Genomic DNA, 22097 nt, shown 5'->3' with positions numbered 1-22097 from the left:
CCGGGACATGGCGGGCTTCCGCGAACGCATTCGCGGTCTCGCCGACCGCTTCCGTCGCGGCGCGGCGAGTGTTGCCGGTGCGTCCGCGATGGACACGCGCGGCGGGCCGGTGGCTGAAAGTTTGCGCGGATTGCTCGCCGATCCCGCGATTCCCGGCAACGTGCGCGAGGCCATGGCGGCGGATTTTCGCCGTGTCGAAACCATGCTCGATCGCCTCGAGCGCGAAGAACTTCACGTGGCCGTATTTGGCCGTGTTTCAGTAGGGAAGTCGGCGTTGGGCAACGCCTTGCTCGGCCGCGATGTGTTCGCGGTAGGCGTGCTGCACGGTACGACGACGGAGGCGGATGCGGCGCGTCTGGACGAGGCAAGTCGCGCTGGCCTGGTCCTCATCGACACGCCGGGGATCAACGAACTCGGCGGTGAAGCCCGTGAGAAACTCGCGTTCGAGGTATCCGAAGTCAGCGACCTGATCGTGTTCGTCGCCGATGGCGACCTCACGAGAGAGGAACGTGACGCCCTGCGCGTACTTGCATCGACACGACGCCCCTTGCTGCTCGTACTGAACAAGGCTGATCGCTACGCCGACGAGGAACGCGAAGGCCTGCTCGAACAGCTACGCCATCATTCCACCGGCCTGGTGCGGCGCGAAGATGTGATCGCCGTCGCAGCTCGTCCCAGCGCACGCGAGGTCGTCCAGACGGACGCGCACGGACATGAACGACGGACGTCCGAAGTCGCGCCGGCCGAGGTTGCCGCGCTGAAGTCGAGACTGCTCGCCATCGCCGAACGCGAAGGCAAGACCCTTTCGGCGATCAACGCCGGCCTGTTTGCCGGGCGGCTCACCGATCAGGTCACCGAACGTGTCGCTGCGACGCGTCGCGACGTGGCATCGGGTGTCATCCGCCAGTACTGCATCGCGAAGTCCGTGGGCGTGGCGCTGAATCCCCTGCCCGTGGCCGACCTCCTGCTGGCAGGCGGCCTGGATGCGGCAATGGTCGTGCAACTGGGTCGTGTCTACGGACTGCCGCTCACCCGCAGCGAATCGGGGCGCCTGGTCGCTGTGATCACCACCCAGCTCGCTGCCTTGATGGGCGCGGTGTGGGGCGTACAACTGGTGGCCTCCGCCCTGAAGGGACTCAGCGGCGGCCTCTCCGTCATCGTCACGGCGGCGGCGCAGGGCGCACTGGGCTGGTACGCCACGGTCCTGATCGGCCGCGCGGCTGAGCATTACCTCATCACTGGAAAGTCCTGGGGCGAGCTCGGCGCCAAACGCGCCGTCGCCGACATCGTCGCTGGCCTCGACCGGGACTCCATCCTGCGCGAAGCGCGCGAGGAAATTCTCAAGCGCCTCCGTAAGGTAAATGTAGGAGCCGATTCATCGGCGAATAATGAATAATTCCGCTGCGCAGCAACCCCTCCCTAAGGTTGCTGGCCTCGGTTCCCAACGAAAGAAGAGCATCGCCGATCAATCGGCTCCTACCCAGCGATGAAGGCCCTCAGGCTCTCGACATCGAAAGGCCAGTCCAGTTCCGCCCCATCACCCCGCCGCAGCACTGGCACCCGCGCCCCGTAGCGCGCCTCGAGCCCGTCGTCGTCATCGATCCACGCCGAGGTAAAATCAGGTGCACGTGCCTGCGCCAGCACATCAAGGGCCAGGTCACACAGGTGGCAATCGTCTCGCTGGAAGAGGGTGAGCTCGGACATGCGCAGGTGTATGGGGTGAGTGGCAGGCAGGCGTAGAATAGCCGGCTACTCCCCGTAGCCAACTCCCCAAGCCATGGCAGTCAGCGTTTTCGACCTCTTCAAGATCGGTATCGGTCCGTCTTCTTCCCATACCGTGGGGCCGATGCGTGCCGGCGCACGCTTCGCCGAACACTGGCTGGCGGAGAAAGGCGTGCTTGAACGGGTGGCGCGCGTGCGTTGCGAGCTGTTCGGTTCCCTGGCCATGACGGGTCGCGGCCACGGTACCGACAAAGCCGTGCTGATCGGCTTCGAAGGCGAATGGCCCGACAAGGTCAACCCCGATGAGATCCCCGCGACGCTGGAACGCATACGTTCGAGCAAGCGCATCCGCATCCTTGGCCGGCATGAGATCGCCTTCGACGAAAAGGCCGACCTTGTCTTCAACAAGCGCCAGAAGCTCCCGTTCCACACGAACGGCATGCGCTTCTCCGCTTACGACGCAGACGGCAACGAGCTGGCCACGCGCGACTATTACTCGGTGGGCGGCGGCTTCGTGGTCAATCCGGACGAGGCGGCCGAAGACCGCATCGTCGCAGACACCAGCGAGCAGCCCTTCCCTTTCAGCAGCGGCGACCAGATGCTCGCCCTGTGCGAAGAGCACGGGTTGACCATCGCCCAGCTGATGATGCGAAACGAAAGCATCTGGCGGCCAGAGGCGGAAACCCGCGCCGGGCTGCTGGTGATCTGGAAAGCCATGCAGGACTGCGTTTCCCGCGGTTTGCGCTCCCCAGGCATGCTTCCCGGCGGGCTGAAGGTTCAGCGGCGCGCCCCGTCGATGGTCGCCGAACTGCGGGCGCAACCCGAAGCAGCACTACGCGACCCGCTCACCATCCTCGATTGGGTGAACCTGTACGCGCTGGCGGTGAACGAAGAAAATGCCGCCGGCGGCAGTGTGGTCACCGCACCAACCAACGGCGCGGCGGGCATCGTCCCCGCCGTCCTGCACTACTACCGGCACTTCTGCCCGAACGCCTCGGAAGACGGCGTGGTTGAGTTTCTCCTCACGGCGGGCGCCATCGGCATCCTCTACAAGGAGAACGCTTCGATCTCCGGTGCCGAGGTCGGTTGCCAGGGCGAAGTAGGCGTGGCCTGCTCGATGGCCGCGGGCGGACTCACTGCCGCCCTGGGCGGTAGCGTGCGCCAGGTCGAGAACGCCGCCGAGATCGGCATGGAACACAACCTCGGCCTCACCTGCGACCCGATCGGCGGGCTCGTGCAGATTCCCTGCATCGAGCGCAACGCCATGGGCGCGGTCAAGGCGATCAACGCCAGCCGCATGTCACTCAAGAGCGACGGCAAGCACCATGTGTCGCTCGACAAGGTCATCGCCACCATGCGCGACACCGGCCGCGACATGAAGGACAAGTACAAGGAAACCTCTCGCGGGGGATTAGCCGTCAATGTCATCGAGTGCTGACAGGTAGCGGCGAAACCGGCTGTCTGTGGGAGCCGCTTCAGCGGCGAAAAGCCAACGGAGCGGTTTAGCTGGGAGGTCATCGCCGGCATAGCAGGCTCCCACATGACTGGCTTTTACCGGGTCGGGCACATCCGCGGCAGGCGATCGACGGTCTCGACGCGGACCGGTTCGTCCTCGCCCCACCAGTTCGCGACGGCTGTGTAACAGACGCGCAGCTTGCCGCGGCGGGTGTCGAAGCGCTGCTTGCTGGTATAGGCAAAGCACGAGACCGACGCCAGATGACCCATTTCGCGCATCGTGATGGCGCACCGCCGCACGGATTCGACCGGGTCCTCGCCAGGGTAGAGAGTGAAGTAAAAACCCTTGGCGGTACGGTCGTAGGACTCTGAATCGATCAGCCGGCCTTTGTCGTTCCATTGCTCATCGGCTGCGGCAACGCCGCATACCGTCATGGCAATGAACAACACGCCGCTGGCGACCACCTTCGAACGCATCCGAACCCCTTTAGCCCTACCGCGTCGGCCAGTGTATATCGACGCGGGCCCGGTTGCGCGACGGCGTCCGCTGGCTGACATGCGCGGCTAGGGCTGTCATCATCCCGCCCTTGTGCCGCCATGGGCCGGGTTCCCCCGTCCCGTCCGACCGGAGTCACCATGTCCCACCACGCAATTCGCCGCGACGTCGGCGCTTTCGCCCTGCTGCTGACCGGCCTGGGCTCGATCATCGGCTCAGGCTGGCTATTCGGCGCCTGGCACGCCGCCCAGCTAGCCGGCCCTGGTGCCGTCTACGCCTGGATCATCGGCGCCGTCATCATCCTGTTCATCGCCCTCACCTACGCGGAACTGGGCGCGATGTTCCCCGAATCCGGCGGCATGGTCCGCTATGGCCACTACTCGCATGGGTCGCTGGTCGGCTTCATCGCCGGCTGGGCCAACTGGATCGCCATCGTCTCGGTCATCCCCGTCGAGGCCGAAGCCTCCGTCCAGTACATGGCCTCCTGGCCCTGGGAATGGGCGCCGTGGACCAAGGGCCTCTACGTGGTGACCAACGGCCACGGCGAGCTCACTCCGCCCGGCCTGGCCATCGCCGCGGTACTGGTCATGGTCTATTTCTTCCTGAACTTCTGGAGCGTCAAGCTGTTCGCCAAGAGCAACACGGCGATCACGGTGTTCAAGCTCGTCGTTCCGGCGGCCACGGGTATCGCGCTCATCTACACCAGCTACAACCCGGGCAACTTCCACATTGGCGCGAACGGCGGCACGCACGCCATCGATATTTCGTCGATCCTCACCGCCGTGGCCATCTCGGGCATCGTCTTCAGCTTCAACGGCTTCCAGAGTCCGGTGAACCTCGCCGGCGAAGCGCGTAATCCCGGGCGCAACGTGCCGTTTGCCGTAATCGGCTCGATCCTGCTGGCAACCGTGGTCTACGTGCTGCTGCAGATCGCCTTCATCGGCGCCGTGCCGCCCGACCAGCTCAGCAAGGGCTGGGCCGGCCTCGAATACGCTTCGCCGTTCGCCCAGCTAGCCACGGCGCTGATGATCAACTGGATGGCGATCCTGCTGTATGCCGACGCCTTCATCAGCCCCAGCGGCACCGGTGCCACCTACACGGCGACCACCGCGCGCATGATCTACGCCATGGAGCGCAACGGTCAGTTGCCGAAGATCTTTGGTCACATCAATCCGCGCTTCGGCATCCCGCGGCCGGCAATGTGGCTGAACCTGGTGGTGAGCTTTCTCTTCCTGTTCTTCTTCCGCGGCTGGGGCACGCTGGCGGCGGTGATCTCGGTATCGACGATCATTTCCTACCTCACCGGCCCGGTCAGCGTCATGACCCTGCGCCGCACCGCACCGGAAATGAAGCGCCCGCTACGTATCCCCGCCCTGCCGGTGTTCGCTGCCCTCGCCTTCATTTTCGCCACCGAGTTGCTGTACTGGGCGAAATGGCCGCTGACCGGCGAAATCATCCTGCTGATGGTCGTCGCGCTGCCGCTGTACTTCTACTACACGGCAAAGAGTGGATGGGAAGACTTCCGTCGCCACCTCTCCGGTGCGTGGTGGCTGATCGCCTACCTGCCGACGATCGCCCTGGTTTCCTATTCGGGCAGCACGACGTTCGGCGGCCACAACTACATTCCGTACGGCTACGACCTCGCGGTCGTCGCGGTGATCGGCATCGTCTTTTACTTCTGGGGTATCTCCGCCGGCTGGCGTACGCCGATGGTCGAAGCCGCCCGCTTCAACCACGATGAGATGCACGGCGATGAACCGGTCGTTCCGCCAAGTGCGGATGAAGCGGCCAGAGCGAGTGGCCAGCGCTGATACGAAAAATCGCCCTTCGGGGCGATTTTTTTATGTCCGCTCGGCAAGTCCGAGACCACAAGACATACCTCACATTTAGTGCCGCGGGAACATCAGCCCGAACGGGCAGATGCCTTCTTTCGACAGCGATGCCCCTTGCTCACTCTGGAGTCTACGAGTCCCACAACGGCGACTCCTCTTCAGTAAGAAAGGACATTGCATGTACCTCATGTACGTCGACGAGAGCGGCGACCCCGGCATGACCAACTCGCCAACGCGCTACTTCACGCTTTCGGGCGTGATTCTCAACGAAGTTCATTGGCAATCCACGATGGAGCGCGTTATAGCCTTCAGGCAACGCATGCGCTCCACGTTCGGTCTCCAGTTGCGCGAGGAGATACATTCCGCCAGATTCCTGACCAACCCCGGTGTATTAGTCAGGATTCCCAAACATGACCGCGTCGCTATCCTCGGTCACTTCACTGACGAACTGGCGAAAATGCCCGGGTTATTAGTCATCAATGTGATCGTGGACAAACAAGACAAGCCGGAAACGTACGATGTGTTCGAACACGCGTGGCGAGCGCTCGTGCAGGGATTCGAAAACACTCTCATCCAAAACACCTTTCCCAGCGCCACGGCTATGGGCGAGTGTGGAATGATTTTTGCCGACGGCCACCCCTCGACAAAGCTGATATCTATGTACGCAGATATGCGCGCCTACACGAATGGCACCGGACTAACTGAGCGTAGCCATGGGACAGAGGGGATGAGAAGGATCATTGAAGATCCCTGCTTCAGGGACTCCGCTCACTCACTGCTAATTCAAGCGGCAGACCTCGTTGCCTTTCTGCTGTACCAGCAGGAGCAGCCAAACCGGTACATGCAAAAATCGGGCGGCGGAAAATATTTCTCACGCCTCGCGCCCATCCTGTTCCGGCGCGCCAGCCCGCAGGATGCGCAGGGCATCGTACGGTTATAAAAAAGGGGCGCTCGAAAGCGCCCCGGAGACATCCTAGTAGGTGGACCAGCCACCGGTCAGATGTTGAGATCGAATTTACTCCTGGAAGGATCCTCGTGCAAGGGCGCAGCCGCACTCGGCCGGAGATCTGACGCAAATACGCGGCCTCGGCCTACACACGCACGAAGTCAGAGACATGCGCGCACCATTACAAAGCGAGCACATCTCCTAACAGCGCCTGCGCCGTAATCTCCGGCCCAGCACCCGGGCCTTGAATCACCAGGGGCGTGGCGTGATAGCGCGTGGTGGTCAGCGCGAACTGGTTATCCGTCCCGGACAGGCGTGATGCGGGATGCTCGGGGCCGACTTCAAACAGACCGACGCGTGCACGACCGCGCTGGTTCAGGCGGGCGAGGTAGCGCAGCACCTTGCCGTTCGCCTTCGCCGCCGCTTGCCGCTGACGCAGCGGCTCGTCGAGTTCTTCGAGGCGCTCAAGGAACGCCTTCGTATCCAACGTGCGAAGGGCTTCAGGCACGAGGCTCTCGATTTCCACTTCATCGCTACCCAGCGAAAAACCCGCGGTGCGCGCGATGATCAACAGCTTGCGTGCCACGTCTTCGCCCGACAGATCTGAACGCGGATCGGGCTCGGTGAAACCCAGGCGACGGGCGTCACGTAGCAACGCCGAGAAGGGACGGCTTCCGTCGTACTGGTTGAACAACCACGACAGAGAGCCTGAGAAAACGCCCTCCAACGTCAGCAGGCTGTCACCGCACTGGCGCAGACGGCGCAGGGTGGACAACACCGGCAGCCCCGCGCCAACGGTCGCGGCATCGCCATACACGCTGCCATTCGCCGTGGCGGCCTGAAGCGAGCGCCACCCGGAAAGCTGCCCTCCAGCGAGCGCCTTGTTGGCGGTCACGACGTGGTACCCCGCGGCAAGCCATTCGGCATGACGGCTTGCCTCGATCGCGCACGCCGTGGCGTCGATGACGACTTTGCGCTCGGCGCCGGTTTCATCGAGCGCGGCGAGGAGCGCTCCGTTCTCGCGCCCGTCCCTGCCCTTGCCGAGACGATCGGCGACTTCCGCGGGAACGACGCCCGCGGAGAAGGCATGCTGGCGTCGCGAATTGGCGGCGCCGACGAGGCGCAACGAGCGAGCCGCAGGCGTCGCCAGCAGCGTAAGCAACGCACGACCCACGACACCTGTGCCAAGCAGCACAACCGCAGTGCGCGGCGAAGCGGCGGCTAGCGGCGCGACCACCACCGCGCTCATGCACCGACCTTGCGTTTCGAGGTGACCGAGGCGACGGCTGACGCACGGGCGAGAGCGGCATCGAGATCCGCCAGCAGGTCGTCGCCATCTTCAATGCCGACCGACAAGCGCAGGAGGCTGTCCGAAATGCCTGCAACGACACGAGCCTCGGGAGCCATGGATGCATGTGTCATGGTGGCCGGGTGAGCGACGAGGCTCTCCACACCACCGAGCGATTCGGCCAGCGAGAAGTAGCGCAGGCCATCGACGAAGGCTTCGATCGCATCGTTGCCGCCGTTGATCTCGAAGCTCAGCATGGCGCCGAAACCCTTCTGCTGACGCTGCGCGAGTGCGTGGCCGGCGTGCGAGGCGAGGCCCGGGTAGTAAACACGGGATACTGCATCGTGATTGTCCAGGCGCTCGGCAATACGGTGCGCATTCTCTTCGTGGGCACGCAGGCGAACAGCAAGCGTGCGCACGCCACGGAGTGTCAGGAAGCTGTCGAATGGCGATCCCGTGAGCCCGTTGCAGTTACCCCACCACTTCAGCTGTTCGGCGACGGCCTGGTCCGCAGCGATGACCGCGCCGCCGACGACATCGCTATGGCCATTGATGTACTTCGTCGTCGAGTGCACGACGATGTCGGCGCCCAGCTTCAGCGGCTGCTGCAACGCTGGCGACAGGAAGGTGTTGTCGACGACGACAAGCGCGCCGACGGCATGCGCGGCCTGCGACACGTGACGTACATCCGTGATTCGCAGCAGTGGATTGGACGGTGTTTCGATCCAGACCAGCGCCGGCTTGGCGGCAAGGCCCTCGGCGAGCGCCGTGGGGTCGGTGAAGTCGACGAAGCGAACGGTGAAGCGCTGCTTCTTCGCCCAGGCGTCGAGAAGGCGCCACGTGCCACCGTAGCAATCGTGAGCGGCGAGCACCAGCGCGCCAGCGGGAACGAGCTCGAGGGCGAGTGCAACGGCTGACATGCCGCTTCCCGTGACGACGGCCCCGGCACCTTCTTCGAGTTCGGTAAGCGCCTCGCCAAGCAGGTCGCGCGTGGGGTTACCGCTGCGCGAATAGTCATAGGCGCGCTTGCGGCCGAAACCCTCGAACGCGTAGTTGGTGGAAAGGTGCAACGGTGGCACGACGGCGCCGTGCTGCATATCGGATTCAATGCCGGCGCGCACGGCGCGGGTACAAAGACGGGAATCGGTCATGACTTAGTGGTCTCCGCGACAGTCGTTGAGTGCGTGACGCAGCACGGGAGCGAGCTGCACGGTTTCTTTGAGGAAGGCATCGTGGCCATAGGGCGATTCCACGACTTCGAGGGTTGCAGTGCCAGCAAGGCGACGCTGCAGTTCGCAGAGGTCGGCAAGCGGTACGAGGCGATCAGAAGGAAATCCGACCAGGGTGGTTGGCGCGGTAACACGCTCCGGCGATACGTCGTGCAGGTCGATCGACTCGGACAGCGCCAGGAACCGCTCTGCCTCGAAGCGCTCCACGAAACGACGCCCGGCGTGTTCGAGATAATCCTCCACGGGGAAATGGAAGCGACCGTCGCGCAGCTCCGGGCCGGCAGCGAAGCGCCGGGAGAACTCCTCGCTGCCGCGGTACGTCGTCATGGCGAGCTGACGTGCCAGAGCCAACGCTTCGTCGGTACGACCGGACTCCACGCCCAGGCGGACGATGCTCCGCTGGATGGAACGCTGAGCCGTCGAGAGGGGGTGCGGACGGTGGGCACCGGCCAACAGGATGAGCGACCGCAGCTTCTCCGAATGATTCGCGGCGAAGGCAAGAGCGGTCATCGCACCGTATGACGAACCCACGAAGGCGTGAACCCGGCCGATGCCCAGTTCGTCGACGAGGGCCGCCAGTGCGGCGGCCTGGTCTTCGCTCGACACGGAATCGGTTCCTGCCAGGTCAGCCGGGACCAGCCAGTCGATGGAAAGGACGCGGTAGTGGTCGAGGTCGATGGCTGCACCACGGCCGACCAGTTCCTGCCACCAGCCGGCGGACCGCTCGCGGCCCGTGCACACGTCGCGGTCCGCCGAGATGCCGCCCTGCACGATGATCGTCGGCGCATGGGGCGCGCCGCACCAGAGGTAATGGACGTCCACCTCGACGGCGTCGCTGCCGTACTTGGGCGTGAACGCCACCCGGCGGCTGCCGCGCTGCTCGGTGAGATCGGCCGCACTACGCGGCGCGGGGGAGACAACCGCTTCGGGGAGGGAGATCACGGTGAGGGGCTCTGCTGACATGTCCGGGTTCCTGCATTCGGGATCGAGCCCCGCGGGGAACCGGCAGTCGGAGGTGTCCGGAAGCGGATGCGCGAACGCATGCCCGCTAAGGACATCCCATCTATCGGCTGACGTGAAGACACGCCCCGCAGGAGTTGGCACCGTCGCGGAAATCCGCAGGTTGCCCCGGCTTCAAAGGGCCTGTCCCTCAGCCGGTCTCGATGAGTGAAACCGACGATACGCCCGGATACAGACAGTGTCAACAGCCGTTTAGACGTCCAGATGTCTAGAAGGCCCTGCGATAGATAGCGATTATTCACATCAACGATCGGGCAAAGGCCGCCCCACAGGGGCTTTGATGGGATTACCGACGAATTTCCGCACGGGCTCCCTGCCGCGCTAGCATGGAGCCATGACTACACACGACAGCTTCGCCGCCGCCGTCGGCAATACGCCTCTCCTCCGCCTACGGCATGCCTCGGAGGCCACCGGCTGCGAGATCCTCGCCAAGGCCGAGTTCCTCAACCCGGGCGGCTCGGTCAAGGACCGGACGGCGCTTGGCCTTCTGGACGACGCCGAGCGTCAGGGCCTGCTCCGTCCAGGCGCCACCCTGGTCGAAGGCACGGCAGGAAACACTGGCATCGGGCTGGCCCTGCTGGGCGCGAGCCGGGGGTACCGCACCCTCGTGGTCATGCCGGATACCCAGAGCCGGGAAAAGATCGACGCGCTTCACGTTGCCGGCGCCCGCGTGCGGCTGGTGCCTGTTGTGCCCTTCACGGATGCCGGCCACTACGCGCGGACCGCCCGCAGGCTGGCCGAGGAGATGAATGCCGCCGACCCGGGTAGCGCCTGGTTCGCCAATCAGTTCGATAACACGGCCAATCGCGACTGGCACGAAGCCCACACAGGTCGGGAAATCTGGGAACAGACGGGCGGCCGGATCGATGGCTTTGTCTGCGCCGCTGGCACCGGAGGTACCCTGGCAGGCGTCGGCCGGGCGCTGAAGGCCCGGCACCCCGGCGTCCGGATCGCCTTGGCGGACCCCGCCGGCTCGGTCTTCGCCCGTTATGTCCAGACGGGCGAACTCGTCGGCGAAGGCAGCTCGATCAGCGAGGGCATCGGCAACAGCCGGATCACGGCCAATTTCGAGGGCGCGCCCATCGACGTAGCCTGGTCGATCCCGGACGACGAATCCGTCCCCCTGCTGCATGACCTGCTTCACCGCGAGGGCTACTGCGTGGGCGGCTCCAGCGGCGTGAACGTGGCCGGTGCGATCCGCCTGGCCCGCGAGTTGGGGCCGGGGCACACCATCGTCACGGTGCTCTGCGACGGCGGCATGCGCTACCAGGCCAAGCTGTTCAACCCGGCATTCCTGCGTGGCAAGGGCATTCCCGTGCCCGAATGGCTGGAAGAGGCGTTCCCCGGCTGAGCGCAAAGGAATGTGGGAGCCGCTTCAGCGGCGAAAAGCCAACGCAGCGGAGACGCCGGGCGCTTCATCGCCGCTGAAGCAGCCCCCACAGGGGCCAAGGCATCGACGCTGAAGCGGCTCCCACAACAACATCGGCAACCGTGGGGCTCCCCCAAACCAATTCGCTGATAGAATAAGCGGTTAGCCTATCGATCCCGGCCCGAAGACCATGTCCTCACACCTTACCGAAACCCGCCGTCGGCGCAGCTTCGCCATCGTCAGCCATCCCGACGCCGGCAAGACCACGCTGACCGAAAAGCTGCTGCTTTTCGGCGGCGCCATCCAGATGGCCGGTTCGGTGAAGAGCCGCAAGGCCGCGCGCCATGCCACCTCGGACTGGATGGCGCTGGAAAAGGAACGCGGCATCTCGGTGACCTCGTCGGTCATGCAGTTCCCGTACGACGACGCCATCGTGAACCTGCTCGACACCCCGGGCCACGCAGACTTCTCGGAAGATACGTACCGCGTGCTCACGGCCGTCGACTCGGCCCTGATGGTGATCGACTGCGCCAAGGGCGTCGAGGAGCGCACCATCAAGCTGATGGAAGTCTGCCGGCTGCGCGACACGCCGATCATGACCTTCATCAACAAGCTCGATCGCGAGGGCCGGTCGCCGATCGAGCTGCTCGACGAAGTCGAATCCGTGCTCGGCATCGCTTGCGCACCCCTCACCTGGCCGATCGGCATGGGCTCCCGCCTGAAGGGCGTCTACCACGTGCTGCTCGACGAAGTGCACGTCTTCGAACCGGGCAAGAATGCCACCCGCCAGGACTCGACCATCTTCAAGGGCCTCGACCATCCGGACCTCGCCGCGCGCATCGGCCAGGCGGCGCTGGACGAGCTGCGCGAAGAACTCGAGCTGGTGATCGGTGCATCGAACCCGTTCGATATCGAAGCCTACCTCGCAGGCAAGCAGACGCCGGTATTCTTCGGCTCGGCCGTGAACAACTTCGGCGTGCAGCTGTTGCTCGACTTCTTCGTCGAACACGCGCCGTCGCCGCGTTCGCGCGACACGCTGACCCGCGAAGTGAAGCCGGAGGAAGAAAAACTCACCGGTTTCGTCTTCAAGATCCAGGCGAACATGGATCCGGCCCACCGCGACCGCGTGGCTTTCATGCGCGTTTGTTCGGGCACGTACACCGCGGGCATGAAAATGCAGCAGACGCGCACCGGAAAGGAAGTGCGCATCGCAAACGCGCTCACCTTCATGGCCTCCGACCGCGAGATCGTCGAGCGTGCCTATCCGGGTGACGTGATTGGCCTGCACAACCACGGCAGCATCACCATTGGCGACACCTTCACCGAAGGCGAGCCGCTATCGTTCACCGGCATCCCCAATTTCGCGCCGGAGCTGTTCCGTCGTGCACGCCTGCGCGATCCGATGAAGATGAAGGCGCTGCAGAAGGGTCTTGCACAGTTGTCCGAAGAAGGCGCAACGCAGTTCTTCCGCCCGCTGATGTCGAACGACCTGATCCTGGGCGCGGTCGGCGTGCTGCAGTTCGACGTCGTCGCCTACCGCCTCAAGGACGAGTACAACGTGGACTCCGCGTTCGAGCAGGTGGGTGTCTCCACTGCCCGCTGGATCCACTGCGACGACCCGAAGAAGCTCGAGGAATTCCGCGAGAAGAACGCGGGTAACCTGGCGATCGACGGCGCAGGCGAGCTCGTCTACCTCGCACCGACGCGCGTGAACCTGCAGCTCGCCCAGGAACGCTGGCCAATGGTGCGTTTCGCCGCCACACGCGAACACGCCGCCTCGGTGGTCGAATAAAAAAACCTGTGGGAGCCGATTCATCGGCGAAAAGCCAACGAAGCGGTGTAGCGGCAAGGCCCATCGCCGATGAATCGGCTCCCACAGGATTCAGGTGGCTCCCACAGGATTCAGTTGGCTCGCACAGAATCAGATCGGCGGATTGAGGAAGCGGTGGATGGCCTGCACCACCACCGAGCCCTCGCCCACGCCGGAGGCCACGCGCTTCACCGAGCCGGAACGAACATCGCCAACCGCGAATACACCGCGCAGCGTGGTTGCATACGGTGAAGGCGTGGCGTAACCGTCCGCATCGCGACCGGTGAGCACGAAGCCCTTCTTGTCCAGATCCAGGCAACCCTGCAACCAGGCGGTATTCGGCTCCGCGCCGATCATCACGAACAGGGCACCGATCTTCTTGCGTTCCTGCCTGCCATCGACCTGGCACGCCCAGCCCACCTCGCGAAGATAGGCATCGCCGTCCAGGTGATCGACCCGGCAGTGCGTGTGCAGCGTGATCCGCGGCGACTGCTGGATGCGCTGCACGAGATAGTCGGACATGGTCGCTGCAAGGCCATTGCCGCGCACGAGGATGTGTACGTGAGCGACGGTACGCGCGAGGAACATCGCCGCCTGGCCTGCGCTATTTCCACCGCCCACCACGGCGACCTCCTCACCCGCGCAGAGCTGGGCTTCCATGGCGGTCGCCGCATAGTGGATGCCCTGGCCCTCGAAGCGCTCGTAGTCGACATGCTCAAGCTTGCGATAGCGAGCCCCCGTGGCGATCACGATGGAGCGCGCCGTAGCGACGCTGCCGTCGTCAAGCGTCAGCCGATAGGGATGGCCGCCACAGTCCACGTTTTCCACGGTCCGCGCGATCGCCATGTGTGCGCCGAACTTCATCGCCTGCACCTGGGCACGGCCGGAGAGCGCCTGCCCCGAGATGCCCGTAGGGAATCCCAGGTAGTTCTCGATTTTCGAACTGGTACCCGCTTGCCCGCCCGGCGCCAGCGACTCGATGACGAGCGTATCCAGGCCCTCGGAGGCCGCATACACGGCGGCGGCCAGGCCTGCGGGGCCGGCACCGACCACGACCACGTCGTGCACGTGGTCCTTGTCCAGTTCGATGCTGATGCCAAGGTCGTCGGCGAGCTCGCCGTTGGTCGGACAACGCAGCACGCGACGGTCCGGCATGATCACCACCGGGCATTCGTTGGGATCGAGTCCGAAACCGTCGAGCAGGTGTTTCGCGTCCTCGTCGACGTCCGTATCGAGCAACCGGTAGGGATACCCGTTACGGATCAGGAAGCTGCGCAGGCGCGCGGTGTCCGAGGCGTGCGAGGAACCGGCGAGGATCACACCCCCCTGCCCGCTCTGGATCAGCCCCACGCGGCGCAGGATAAAGGCCCGCATGATGATTTCGCCGATATCCGGCTCGCCCGAAACCAGCTTGCGGAAGCTGGTTGGATTCATGCGAACCAGACGGGTCTCCATGCCCGTGCGGCCGTTGACCATGATCTTGCGTTCGCTGAAAAGGTCGACCTCACCCGTGAACTGGTTGGGCCCGTGCACAACTACCGTCCTCGGGGCGCCGTCCTCGGCGGTGTCGTAGACCTCGATCGCCCCTTCGATCACGAAGAAATAGTCGACGCGCCGCTCCCCACGCCTGAACAGCATGGTGCCAGCGGGCACGATCTCCTCGACGCCGTACTTCACGAGCCTCGTGGACATCTCCTCACTGAGGTGGGGAAACGTTTGCTCACGGCGATTCATCGGGCTCGACGGATCGTTCTCGGACGGTATAGCCATCGTGCAATTCCAGGTAGTGACGGGCGCGACAGCCCTCGGCTGCCACGTTAGCGGACGCGCCGCCGGCCTTCTTGTATCGGAGCACCATCATGCCTGCGTAGACTGCGGCCGCAAGTCCCACGCCGAGAGATCCATGTTCGCTGCCGAGAACGTCGTCACACCGCCGGGTCGCGCCGCGCGCCTGCTTCAGTCGCCACTGGCCAGGCTGGTCGTCTTCTTCACGTTGCTGAAGGCGTTTCACTGGATCGAAGGCCTCATGTGGGCCGCGCTCGGATTGCCCGAAGGGTTCGTTCCCTTCCGCGACACGACGCTGCTGATGGAGGTGCTGCGGCTGTGGCCGATCGTACTGGCCTATTGGCTGCTGGCGCGGGTGGTGGAGCGACGCAGGGCGACCGAGCTTGCACCCGTGAAGGCCGCACCCCACGTCCTGCTTGGCCTCGCAGGCGGCGCGCTCTGCTTCTCGCTGATCGTGGCGACCCTATGGGCTTTGGGCGCCTTCCTTGTCGATGGCGTGAATCGCGACGTCGACTGGATCGGCCCCGTCCTGGTCATGGGTGTCGGCGCGGGCGTCGGCGAGGAAATCATCAGCCGCGGCGTACTCTTCCGCATCATCGAGGAAGGCCTGGGCACCTGGGCTGCCCTGCTGATCTCGGCCGCGGTGTTCGGCGGCCTGCATATGTGGAACCCCCATGCCACGATGTGGAGCGCCCTGGCCATCGCGCTGGAGGCAGGCCTGTTGTTCGGCCTGCTCTACCACCTGACCCGCTCCCTCTGGGTCTGCATGGGCGCCCATGCCGCCTGGAACGTCGCACAGGGACCGTTCTACGGCATCCCTGTGTCGGGCTTCCAGCAGCGAGGGTTGCTCGCCTCGCAGACGCAGGGGCCGGACTGGCTTACGGGGGGCGCGTTCGGCGCCGAAGCCTCGGTGGTGGCGCTCTGCATCTGTTCGCTCGTGACATCCGTATGTCTTGCCGTGGCGGTCCGCCGCGGCAGCCTGGTCCCGCCACCCTGGTTGCGACCCGGCGCTCAACCCGGCTGAGCAACGGCCGTTAAAGTGCAAAGCGCCACGAAACAGTGGCATGGTTACTTCCTGAACCCTTGACCGGTCATCGCATGTCCCCGAACGAAAAGAAGCGCAGCTGGCTCGCCGACCAACCCTTGCAGCGCAAGATTGTCATCGCTATTGGTGCCCTGCTGGCCCTGTTCGTCGTGGCCTCCATCGCGAATCTCGGCTCGCTGTGGCGTGAAAACGACACCCGGGCCTGGTCGAGCCATACCTACGTGGTACTGCTGACCCTGGCCGAGGTGAATGACGATGCGCAGGAGCGGCAGGTTGCAACCCGCGGTTACCTGCTCAACCAGTCCGATGCTGAATACGACGACTTCCAGAACGCCGACCGCGGCCTGGTCAAGGGCATGGCCACCCTGCGCCAGCTGACGATCGACAATCCGTTGCAGCAGTCGCGCATCGACCGCCTGCAGGACATGCTCGACCGCTGGAAGGCCGAGGTCACCAAATATGCCCTCGAGCCCACGCGGGCCATTGGCAATGCCGCCACGCCCGAGGGCGCACAGGCGCGCGAGGCCATCCGTCACGAATACCTCGCCCACCGCACGGTCGTCATGACCGACGTGCGCAAGCTGATCGAAGATATGTCGGCCACCGAGACCGTGCTACTCGACAAGCGCAACAGCGCGCTGGACGACGTGCTCGCGGCCACGAAGTACATCGACGTCATCTCGCTGCTCGCCTGCCTGGCGTTCGGCCTGTTCGTCATCGGCATGACCTTCCGACTGATCACGCGCCCGATCGTGCGCATGACCGAGCTGATGACGCGCCTGGCCGCGCACGACCACACCATCGAGGTGCGCCAGCTCACCCGCCGCGACGAGATCGGCGAGATTGCGCGGGCCCTCCAGGTATTCAAGGAGATGTCCATCGAGACGGCCGGCCAGACCTGGCTGAAGTCCACGGTCACCAACATCTCCAACAAGCTGCAGGGCGCGACGACCTACCGCGAGTTCGCCGATGTGCTGGTTTCCGAACTCGTTCCGGTCATGAAGGCCGGCGTCGGCATCTTCTATCTCTTCCACGAGGAACACGCCCGCCTCGAGCGGCTCGGCGCGTATGGTTTCAAGGAGCGCCGCCACATCACTCCCGAGTACCAGTTGGGCGAAGGCCTGGTCGGCCAGGCCGCGATCGAGCGAAGGACGATCGTCCTGCAGGACGTTCCCGAGGACTACACCCGCATTCATTCGGGTACGGGCGAAGGTACGCCTCGCAGCATCGTCGTCATGCCGGTCGCCTCGCGTGATCATCTGCTCGGCGTCCTCGAGATCGGCAGTTTCGCCCATCTCACGCCGATCGAAGACCGCCTCCTCGAAGAGCTGATGCCGATCGTCGCGCTCTCGCTGGAGAACCTCGGCCGGGCCATCAGCACGCGCGCGCTGCTCGAGCGGACGCAGAGCCAGGCCGATGAGCTGCGCGCCTCCGAGGAGGCCCTGCGCAGCCAGCAGGAAGACCTGCGCTCGACCAACGAAGAACTGAAAACGAAGACGACCGAACTGCAGGAGCAGTCCCAGCGTCTGGTCGCCTCTGAGGAAGAGCTGCGGGTGCAGACCGAAGAGCTGCATGCCTCGAATGAGGAGCTCCGCGAGAAGAGTGTCACGCTCAACGAACAGAAGGACGCCCTCCAGGCGCTGCAGGTGGAGACGCAGGAAAAGGCGGAGGAGCTGGCACGTGCCAGCCAGTACAAGTCCGAGTTCCTGGCCAACATGTCGCACGAGCTCCGCACGCCGCTGAACAGCCTGTTGATCCTCTCACGCAGCCTGGCCGACAACGACGAGGAGAACCTTTCGGGCGAACAGGTGGAATCGGCCCGCATCATCCACGACGCCGGCTCCAATCTTCTCCGCCTCATCAATGACATCCTCGACCTTTCGAAGGTCGAAGCCGGCAAGATGGAACTGGTTGTCGACACCTTCCCGCTCGCCGACCTGGCACGCACGCTGGCTCGCACGTTCAACCACGTGGCCCAGGAAAAGAAGCTGGCGTTCACCGTCAATGTCGACCCCACACTCCCCGCCACCATCCGCACGGACGGCGCAAAGCTCGAACAGGTGGCCAACAACCTGCTGAGCAACGCCTTCAAGTTCACCGCCAGCGGCACGGTCGGTGTGCACATTTCGCGGCCGGCTCCCGGCGCAGTGCTGCCGGCCGGCCTCGCCCCCTCATCGACCATCGCCATCGTCGTGAGCGACACCGGCATCGGCATTCCGGCCGACAAGATGCAGCGCGTGTTCCATGCCTTCGAGCAGGTGGACGCCAGCACCAGCCGCCAGTACGGCGGCACCGGGCTGGGACTGGCCATATCGCGGCGCATCGCCATGCTGCTCGGCGGCGACATCGTGCTTGCCAGCGAACCGGGCCGTGGCAGCAGCTTCACCGTCTACCTGCCAGAGGAAGCACCCGACACGGGCAACGCGATAGACGCCACTCCCCTTCAGCAGGCCGCCGCTGAAGCCACCCTGCCGCTCTCACCCGGCCTCCTCGCCGACACCATCGACGACGATCGTGCGTCCATCGGCCCGGGAGACACGGTCATCCTGATCGTCGAGGATGACCCTGCCTTCGCGCGCATCCTCGCCGACATGGTTCATCGGAAAGGTCACCGCGTCCTGGCCGCCGGCGATGGTGAATCCGGCCTCGCACTGGCAAGGCGCTATCGCCCTACCGGCATTCTTCTCGACGTCATGCTTCCCGGCATGGATGGCTGGACCGTGATCGAGCGCCTCAAGGGCGACGTTGCCACGCGGCACATCCCCGTGCACTTCATCTCGGCCACCGACGACGCCTCGCGTGGCCTGGAACTGGGCGCCGTGGGCTTCCTTACCAAGCCGGTCAGCCGCGAATCCATCGCCAGTGCCTTCGACCGCCTGCTCCACTTCGCCGAAGGTCGCACGCGTCACCTGCTCGTCGTCGACGACGACGCGAACGCGCGCACCGCGGTACGCACCTTGCTCAAGGACGACTCGGTCGTGATCGAGGAAGCCGCATCCGGCGAGGAGGCGCTGGCCATGACCTCGCACACCGTCTTCGATTGCATCGTGCTCGACCTCGGCCTGCCGGGCATGTCCGGCATCGAGTTCCTCGAACATCTTTCGCGCGGTGGCCATACCCCGCCGGTGGTCGTCTATTCCGGACGTGACCTGAGCCGCGAAGAGAGCATGAAGATCCGCCAGTACACCGACAGCATCGTGGTCAAGGGTGCGCGCTCGCCGGACCGCCTGCTCGACGAAGTGAGCCTGTTCCTGCATTCGATCCGCCATGGCGGAGGCGCGCGCGATGAAGCCGCGACCGCGGCCGGCGGTGTCGACGAAGCCAGCCTGCGCGGCCGTCGCCTGCTGCTGGTCGACGATGACATGCGCAACCTGTTCGCGTTGTCCAAGGTGCTGCGAGCCAAGGGCATTGATGTCGTGATGGCCCAGGACGGCCAGAAGGCGCTCGACACCATGGATACCGACAAGGGTATCGAACTGGTCCTGATGGACATCATGATGCCGGTGATGGATGGCTACGACACCATGCGCGCCATCCGCGCCCGTCCGGAGGTTGCGAAAGTGCCGATCATCGCGCTTACCGCCAAGGCCATGCGCGGCGATCGCGAGAAATGCCTCGAGGCCGGCGCCAATGACTACCTGTCCAAGCCGATCGACGTCGATCGCCTGCTGTCGATGATCCGCGTCTGGTTGCCCACAAGGAGCTGACGTGGACGTCGAAGACATCGAGGTCCAGCTTTTCGTGCGCGCCATGCAGCTGCGCCACGGCTACGACTTCAGCGAATACGCCCCGGCCTCGCTGAAGCGTCGCGTGCAGCAGCTGGTGCGCACGCACGGCGTCGCGTCGATCAGCGAACTGAACAGCCGGCTCCTGCATGAGGCGGGCTTCGTGACCCGCGTGATCGAGGGCCTTTCCGTGCCGGTTTCGGAAATGTTCCGCGACCCGCCGGTATTCCGCGCTCTTCGCGACAAGGTATTTCCCATCCTCGCCTCGTACCCGGAGATCAACATCTGGCAGGCAGGCTGCGCTCACGGACAAGAGGTCTATTCGCTGGCGATCCTGCTCGAAGAGGCCGGGCTCTACGAGCGGTCGCGTATCTACGCGACGGATTTCAACGATGCCGCGCTGGCCATCGCCGCCGAGGGCATCTATGCCACGCGTGACGCTCGCGACTGGTCGCGAAACTACATGGAAGCCGGTGGCAGCCACTCGTTGAGCGACTACTACAGCGCCCGCTACGACTTCATCAAGCTCGACCAGCGACTGCGTCGCAACGTTACGTTCTTCAACCACAACCTGGTTACAGACGAAGTGTTCTGCGAAGCGCACCTCATCCTGTGCCGGAACGTGCTGATCTATTTCAGCAACCCCCTGCAGGACCGCACGCTTGGCCTGTTCCGCGACAGCCTCGTGCGCGGCGGCTTCCTCTGCCTGGGCACGCGGGAGAACATCGACTTCTCCCCCGCCGCCACCGGTTTCGCCGATGTGGATCACGGCCTGCGCATCTATCAGGTAGGTGGTGCCGGTGCGAGGGCCCTCGTACGATGACGACGTCACGAGCCATCGTGATCGGTTGCAGCGCGGGAGGCCTCACCGCCCTGCAGCGCCTGCTGCCGGGAATCGATCCGCGCCTTGGCGTGCCCGTGGTCATCTGCTGCCACACCGGCTCGGCCGACGTATCCATCCTCGTCGATCTGCTGGGTCGCTACGCCACGCTTCCCGTGGTCGAAGCCAGTGAACGCGCGCCAGTCGATCCGGGCGTGGTTCACGTGGCGCCCAGCGGCTACCACCTGTTGGTCGAACCCAACTTTCACTTCTCGCTGAGCGTCGACGCGAAGGTCGCCTACGCGCGACCATCGATCGATGTCCTCTTCGAGACTGCGGCGGATGCCTGGCACGACGGATTGATCGCCGTACTGCTGACCGGCGCGAACTCCGACGGCGCCCAGGGGCTCGTCGCCGTACGTCGTGCCGGTGGCTACGCCATCGTGCAGGATCCCCTCACCGCTGAAGCGGACACCATGCCACTTGCCGGCCTGGAGGCCGCTGGCGCCGATGCCTGCCTCTCCCTCGAGGCCATCGCGGCCAAGCTCAACGAACTGTGTCTTCCATGAATTCGAATCGCCCCAAGATCCTCGTCGTCGACGACACGCCCGCCAACCTTGTCGCCATGCGGCGCCTGCTCGCACGCACGGATGCCGACATCTACGAGGCCGCGAGCGGAAACGAAGGGCTCGCGCTATGCCTGGATCACCAGTTCGCGCTCGTGCTGCTGGACGTGAACATGCCCGAGATGGACGGCTTCGAAGTGGCCGAATTCATTTCCGAGTCGGATCACCTCAGCGAGACACCGATCATCTTCGTCACCGCGGCTTACGCCGATGACATCAACCGCATCAAGGGCTACACGGCGGGTGCGGTCGATTACATCGCCAAGCCGATCAACGACGTGATCCTGCAGTCTAAGGTGAAGATCTTCCTGGAGCTGTACAGGGCGCGCGCGCTGCTGCAGCAGGCGCTGGACGAACTATCGTCGCGTAACGAGCAGCTCACGAGCGAAGTCGCCGAACGCACGCGCATGGAGCAGCTCGTACGTCACCAGGCCACGCACGATGCCTTGACCGGACTGCCCAATCGCGTGCTGTTCCGCGAGCGCCTCGAGACCGCCATCGCCGAAGGAGATACCGCCGGTGGCTCGTTCGCACTGGCCTATATCGATATCGACGGCTTCAAGGGCGTCAACGACGGTCACGGGCATGCCGCTGGCGACGCACTGCTGAAGGCCATTGCGGGTCGTCTTGGCGGCCGCACCCGTGGCTCCGACACCGTCGCCCGGCTCGGCGGTGACGAGTTTGCCGTACTACTGAACGACGCCACCGACGCGCAGGCCGCTCTCGCCCGATGCCAGACGTTGTGCGACGCGATCGCCGAGCCGTATACCCTCGAGGTCAATGGCAGCGGCCTTGCCGTCAAGATCGGAGCAAGCATCGGCGTGACACTCTTCGTCCCCGGCGACGCGTACGACCGACTCGTCGTTGCCGCCGACGCCGCCATGTATGAGGCCAAACGCTCGGGCAAGAACCGCTGCGTGCTCGGCTGA

17 protein-coding genes and 1 riboswitch are annotated in these 22097 nt (G+C 64.6%); of the genes, 11 read left to right on the top strand and 6 right to left on the bottom strand.

Features of this window, described 5'->3' with window-relative positions; genetic code table 11:
* Positions 1 to 7: 7 nt before the first annotated feature.
* Positions 8 to 1396, top strand: a complete 1389-nt coding sequence (locus ACVWWJ_RS05360; protein ID WP_456967026.1) for a DUF697 domain-containing protein — start codon at positions 8 to 10, stop codon at positions 1394 to 1396.
* Positions 1397 to 1476: 80 nt separating this feature from the next.
* Here the strand turns inward: ACVWWJ_RS05360 and ACVWWJ_RS05355 are convergent, their stop codons facing one another.
* Entirely contained in the window at positions 1477 to 1704 is a 228-nt protein-coding gene (locus tag ACVWWJ_RS05355) for a glutaredoxin family protein (protein ID WP_159889183.1), read from the bottom strand.
* Positions 1705 to 1777: 73 nt separating this feature from the next.
* Here ACVWWJ_RS05355 and ACVWWJ_RS05350 point away from each other — a divergent pair, with 73 nt between their 5' ends.
* Positions 1778 to 3160 carry an L-serine ammonia-lyase gene (locus tag ACVWWJ_RS05350; protein WP_456967025.1) on the top strand — a complete coding sequence of 461 codons (1383 nt, stop codon included), beginning with the start codon at positions 1778 to 1780 and terminating at the stop codon, positions 3158 to 3160.
* 113 nt (positions 3161 to 3273) lie between these two features.
* On the opposite strand, the gene ACVWWJ_RS05345 is transcribed toward ACVWWJ_RS05350, so the two are convergent.
* On the bottom strand, positions 3274 to 3654 hold the full coding sequence (locus ACVWWJ_RS05345; protein WP_159889187.1) for a hypothetical protein: 381 nt from the start codon (positions 3652 to 3654) through the stop codon (positions 3274 to 3276).
* A 159-nt stretch (positions 3655 to 3813) separates the two neighbouring features.
* Here ACVWWJ_RS05345 and ACVWWJ_RS05340 point away from each other — a divergent pair, with 159 nt between their 5' ends.
* Entirely contained in the window at positions 3814 to 5484 is a 1671-nt protein-coding gene (locus tag ACVWWJ_RS05340; protein ID WP_456967024.1) for an APC family permease, read from the top strand.
* Between the two features lie 199 nt (positions 5485 to 5683).
* Positions 5684 to 6445 carry a DUF3800 domain-containing protein gene (locus tag ACVWWJ_RS05335; RefSeq protein WP_456967023.1) on the top strand — a complete coding sequence of 254 codons (762 nt, stop codon included), beginning with the start codon at positions 5684 to 5686 and terminating at the stop codon, positions 6443 to 6445.
* Positions 6446 to 6632: 187 nt separating this feature from the next.
* On the opposite strand, the gene ACVWWJ_RS05330 is transcribed toward ACVWWJ_RS05335, so the two are convergent.
* From ACVWWJ_RS05330 to metX, 3 genes are read right to left on the bottom strand one after another with little or no spacing between them, the layout of a single operon-like run.
* Entirely contained in the window at positions 6633 to 7700 is a 1068-nt protein-coding gene (locus ACVWWJ_RS05330) for a homoserine dehydrogenase family protein (protein ID WP_159889193.1), read from the bottom strand.
* On the bottom strand, positions 7697 to 8890 hold the full coding sequence (gene metB / locus ACVWWJ_RS05325; RefSeq protein WP_456967022.1) for a cystathionine gamma-synthase: 1194 nt from the start codon (positions 8888 to 8890) through the stop codon (positions 7697 to 7699). The genes ACVWWJ_RS05330 and metB overlap by 4 nt, the downstream gene beginning before the upstream one ends.
* 3 nt (positions 8891 to 8893) lie before the next feature.
* Complete coding sequence (gene metX, locus ACVWWJ_RS05320; protein ID WP_456967021.1) at positions 8894 to 9931, bottom strand: homoserine O-succinyltransferase MetX; 1038 nt, start codon at positions 9929 to 9931, stop codon at positions 8894 to 8896.
* 93 nt (positions 9932 to 10024) lie between these two features.
* Positions 10025 to 10138: riboswitch (SAM riboswitch) on the bottom strand.
* A 184-nt stretch (positions 10139 to 10322) separates the two neighbouring features.
* Here metX and ACVWWJ_RS05315 point away from each other — a divergent pair.
* The gene (locus tag ACVWWJ_RS05315) at positions 10323 to 11339 is read left to right on the top strand and encodes a cysteine synthase A (RefSeq protein WP_456967020.1); all 1017 of its coding nucleotides are present in this window, start codon (positions 10323 to 10325) and stop codon (positions 11337 to 11339) included.
* Between the two features lie 208 nt (positions 11340 to 11547).
* On the top strand, positions 11548 to 13149 hold the full coding sequence (locus tag ACVWWJ_RS05310; RefSeq protein ID WP_159889201.1) for a peptide chain release factor 3: 1602 nt from the start codon (positions 11548 to 11550) through the stop codon (positions 13147 to 13149).
* 129 nt (positions 13150 to 13278) lie between these two features.
* Here ACVWWJ_RS05310 and ACVWWJ_RS05305 read toward each other — a convergent pair whose 3' ends face one another.
* Positions 13279 to 14937 carry an FAD-dependent oxidoreductase gene (locus ACVWWJ_RS05305; protein WP_159889203.1) on the bottom strand — a complete coding sequence of 553 codons (1659 nt, stop codon included), beginning with the start codon at positions 14935 to 14937 and terminating at the stop codon, positions 13279 to 13281.
* Positions 14938 to 15070: 133 nt separating this feature from the next.
* Here ACVWWJ_RS05305 and ACVWWJ_RS05300 point away from each other — a divergent pair, with 133 nt between their 5' ends.
* The 5 genes from ACVWWJ_RS05300 (at position 15071) to ACVWWJ_RS05280 (ending at position 22097) form a co-directional block, all read left to right on the top strand.
* A complete protein-coding gene (locus ACVWWJ_RS05300; RefSeq protein WP_456967019.1) occupies positions 15071 to 15976 on the top strand; it encodes a CPBP family intramembrane glutamic endopeptidase in 906 nt (301 codons plus the stop codon).
* A gap of 74 nt (positions 15977 to 16050) precedes the next feature.
* A complete protein-coding gene (locus ACVWWJ_RS05295) occupies positions 16051 to 19704 on the top strand; it encodes a response regulator (protein ID WP_456967018.1) in 3654 nt (1217 codons plus the stop codon).
* A gap of 1 nt (position 19705) precedes the next feature.
* Positions 19706 to 20545, top strand: coding sequence for a CheR family methyltransferase (locus ACVWWJ_RS05290; protein ID WP_456967017.1), 840 nt, complete (start codon positions 19706 to 19708; stop codon positions 20543 to 20545).
* On the top strand, positions 20542 to 21111 hold the full coding sequence (locus ACVWWJ_RS05285) for a chemotaxis protein CheB (protein ID WP_159889209.1): 570 nt from the start codon (positions 20542 to 20544) through the stop codon (positions 21109 to 21111). The genes ACVWWJ_RS05290 and ACVWWJ_RS05285 overlap by 4 nt, the downstream gene beginning before the upstream one ends.
* The gene (locus ACVWWJ_RS05280) at positions 21108 to 22097 is read left to right on the top strand and encodes a diguanylate cyclase domain-containing protein (RefSeq protein WP_456967016.1); all 990 of its coding nucleotides are present in this window, start codon (positions 21108 to 21110) and stop codon (positions 22095 to 22097) included. The genes ACVWWJ_RS05285 and ACVWWJ_RS05280 overlap by 4 nt, the downstream gene beginning before the upstream one ends.

The organism is Luteibacter sp. HA06, from assembly GCF_054061215.1.
This window is presented reverse-complemented; position numbering and strand designations above follow the sequence as displayed.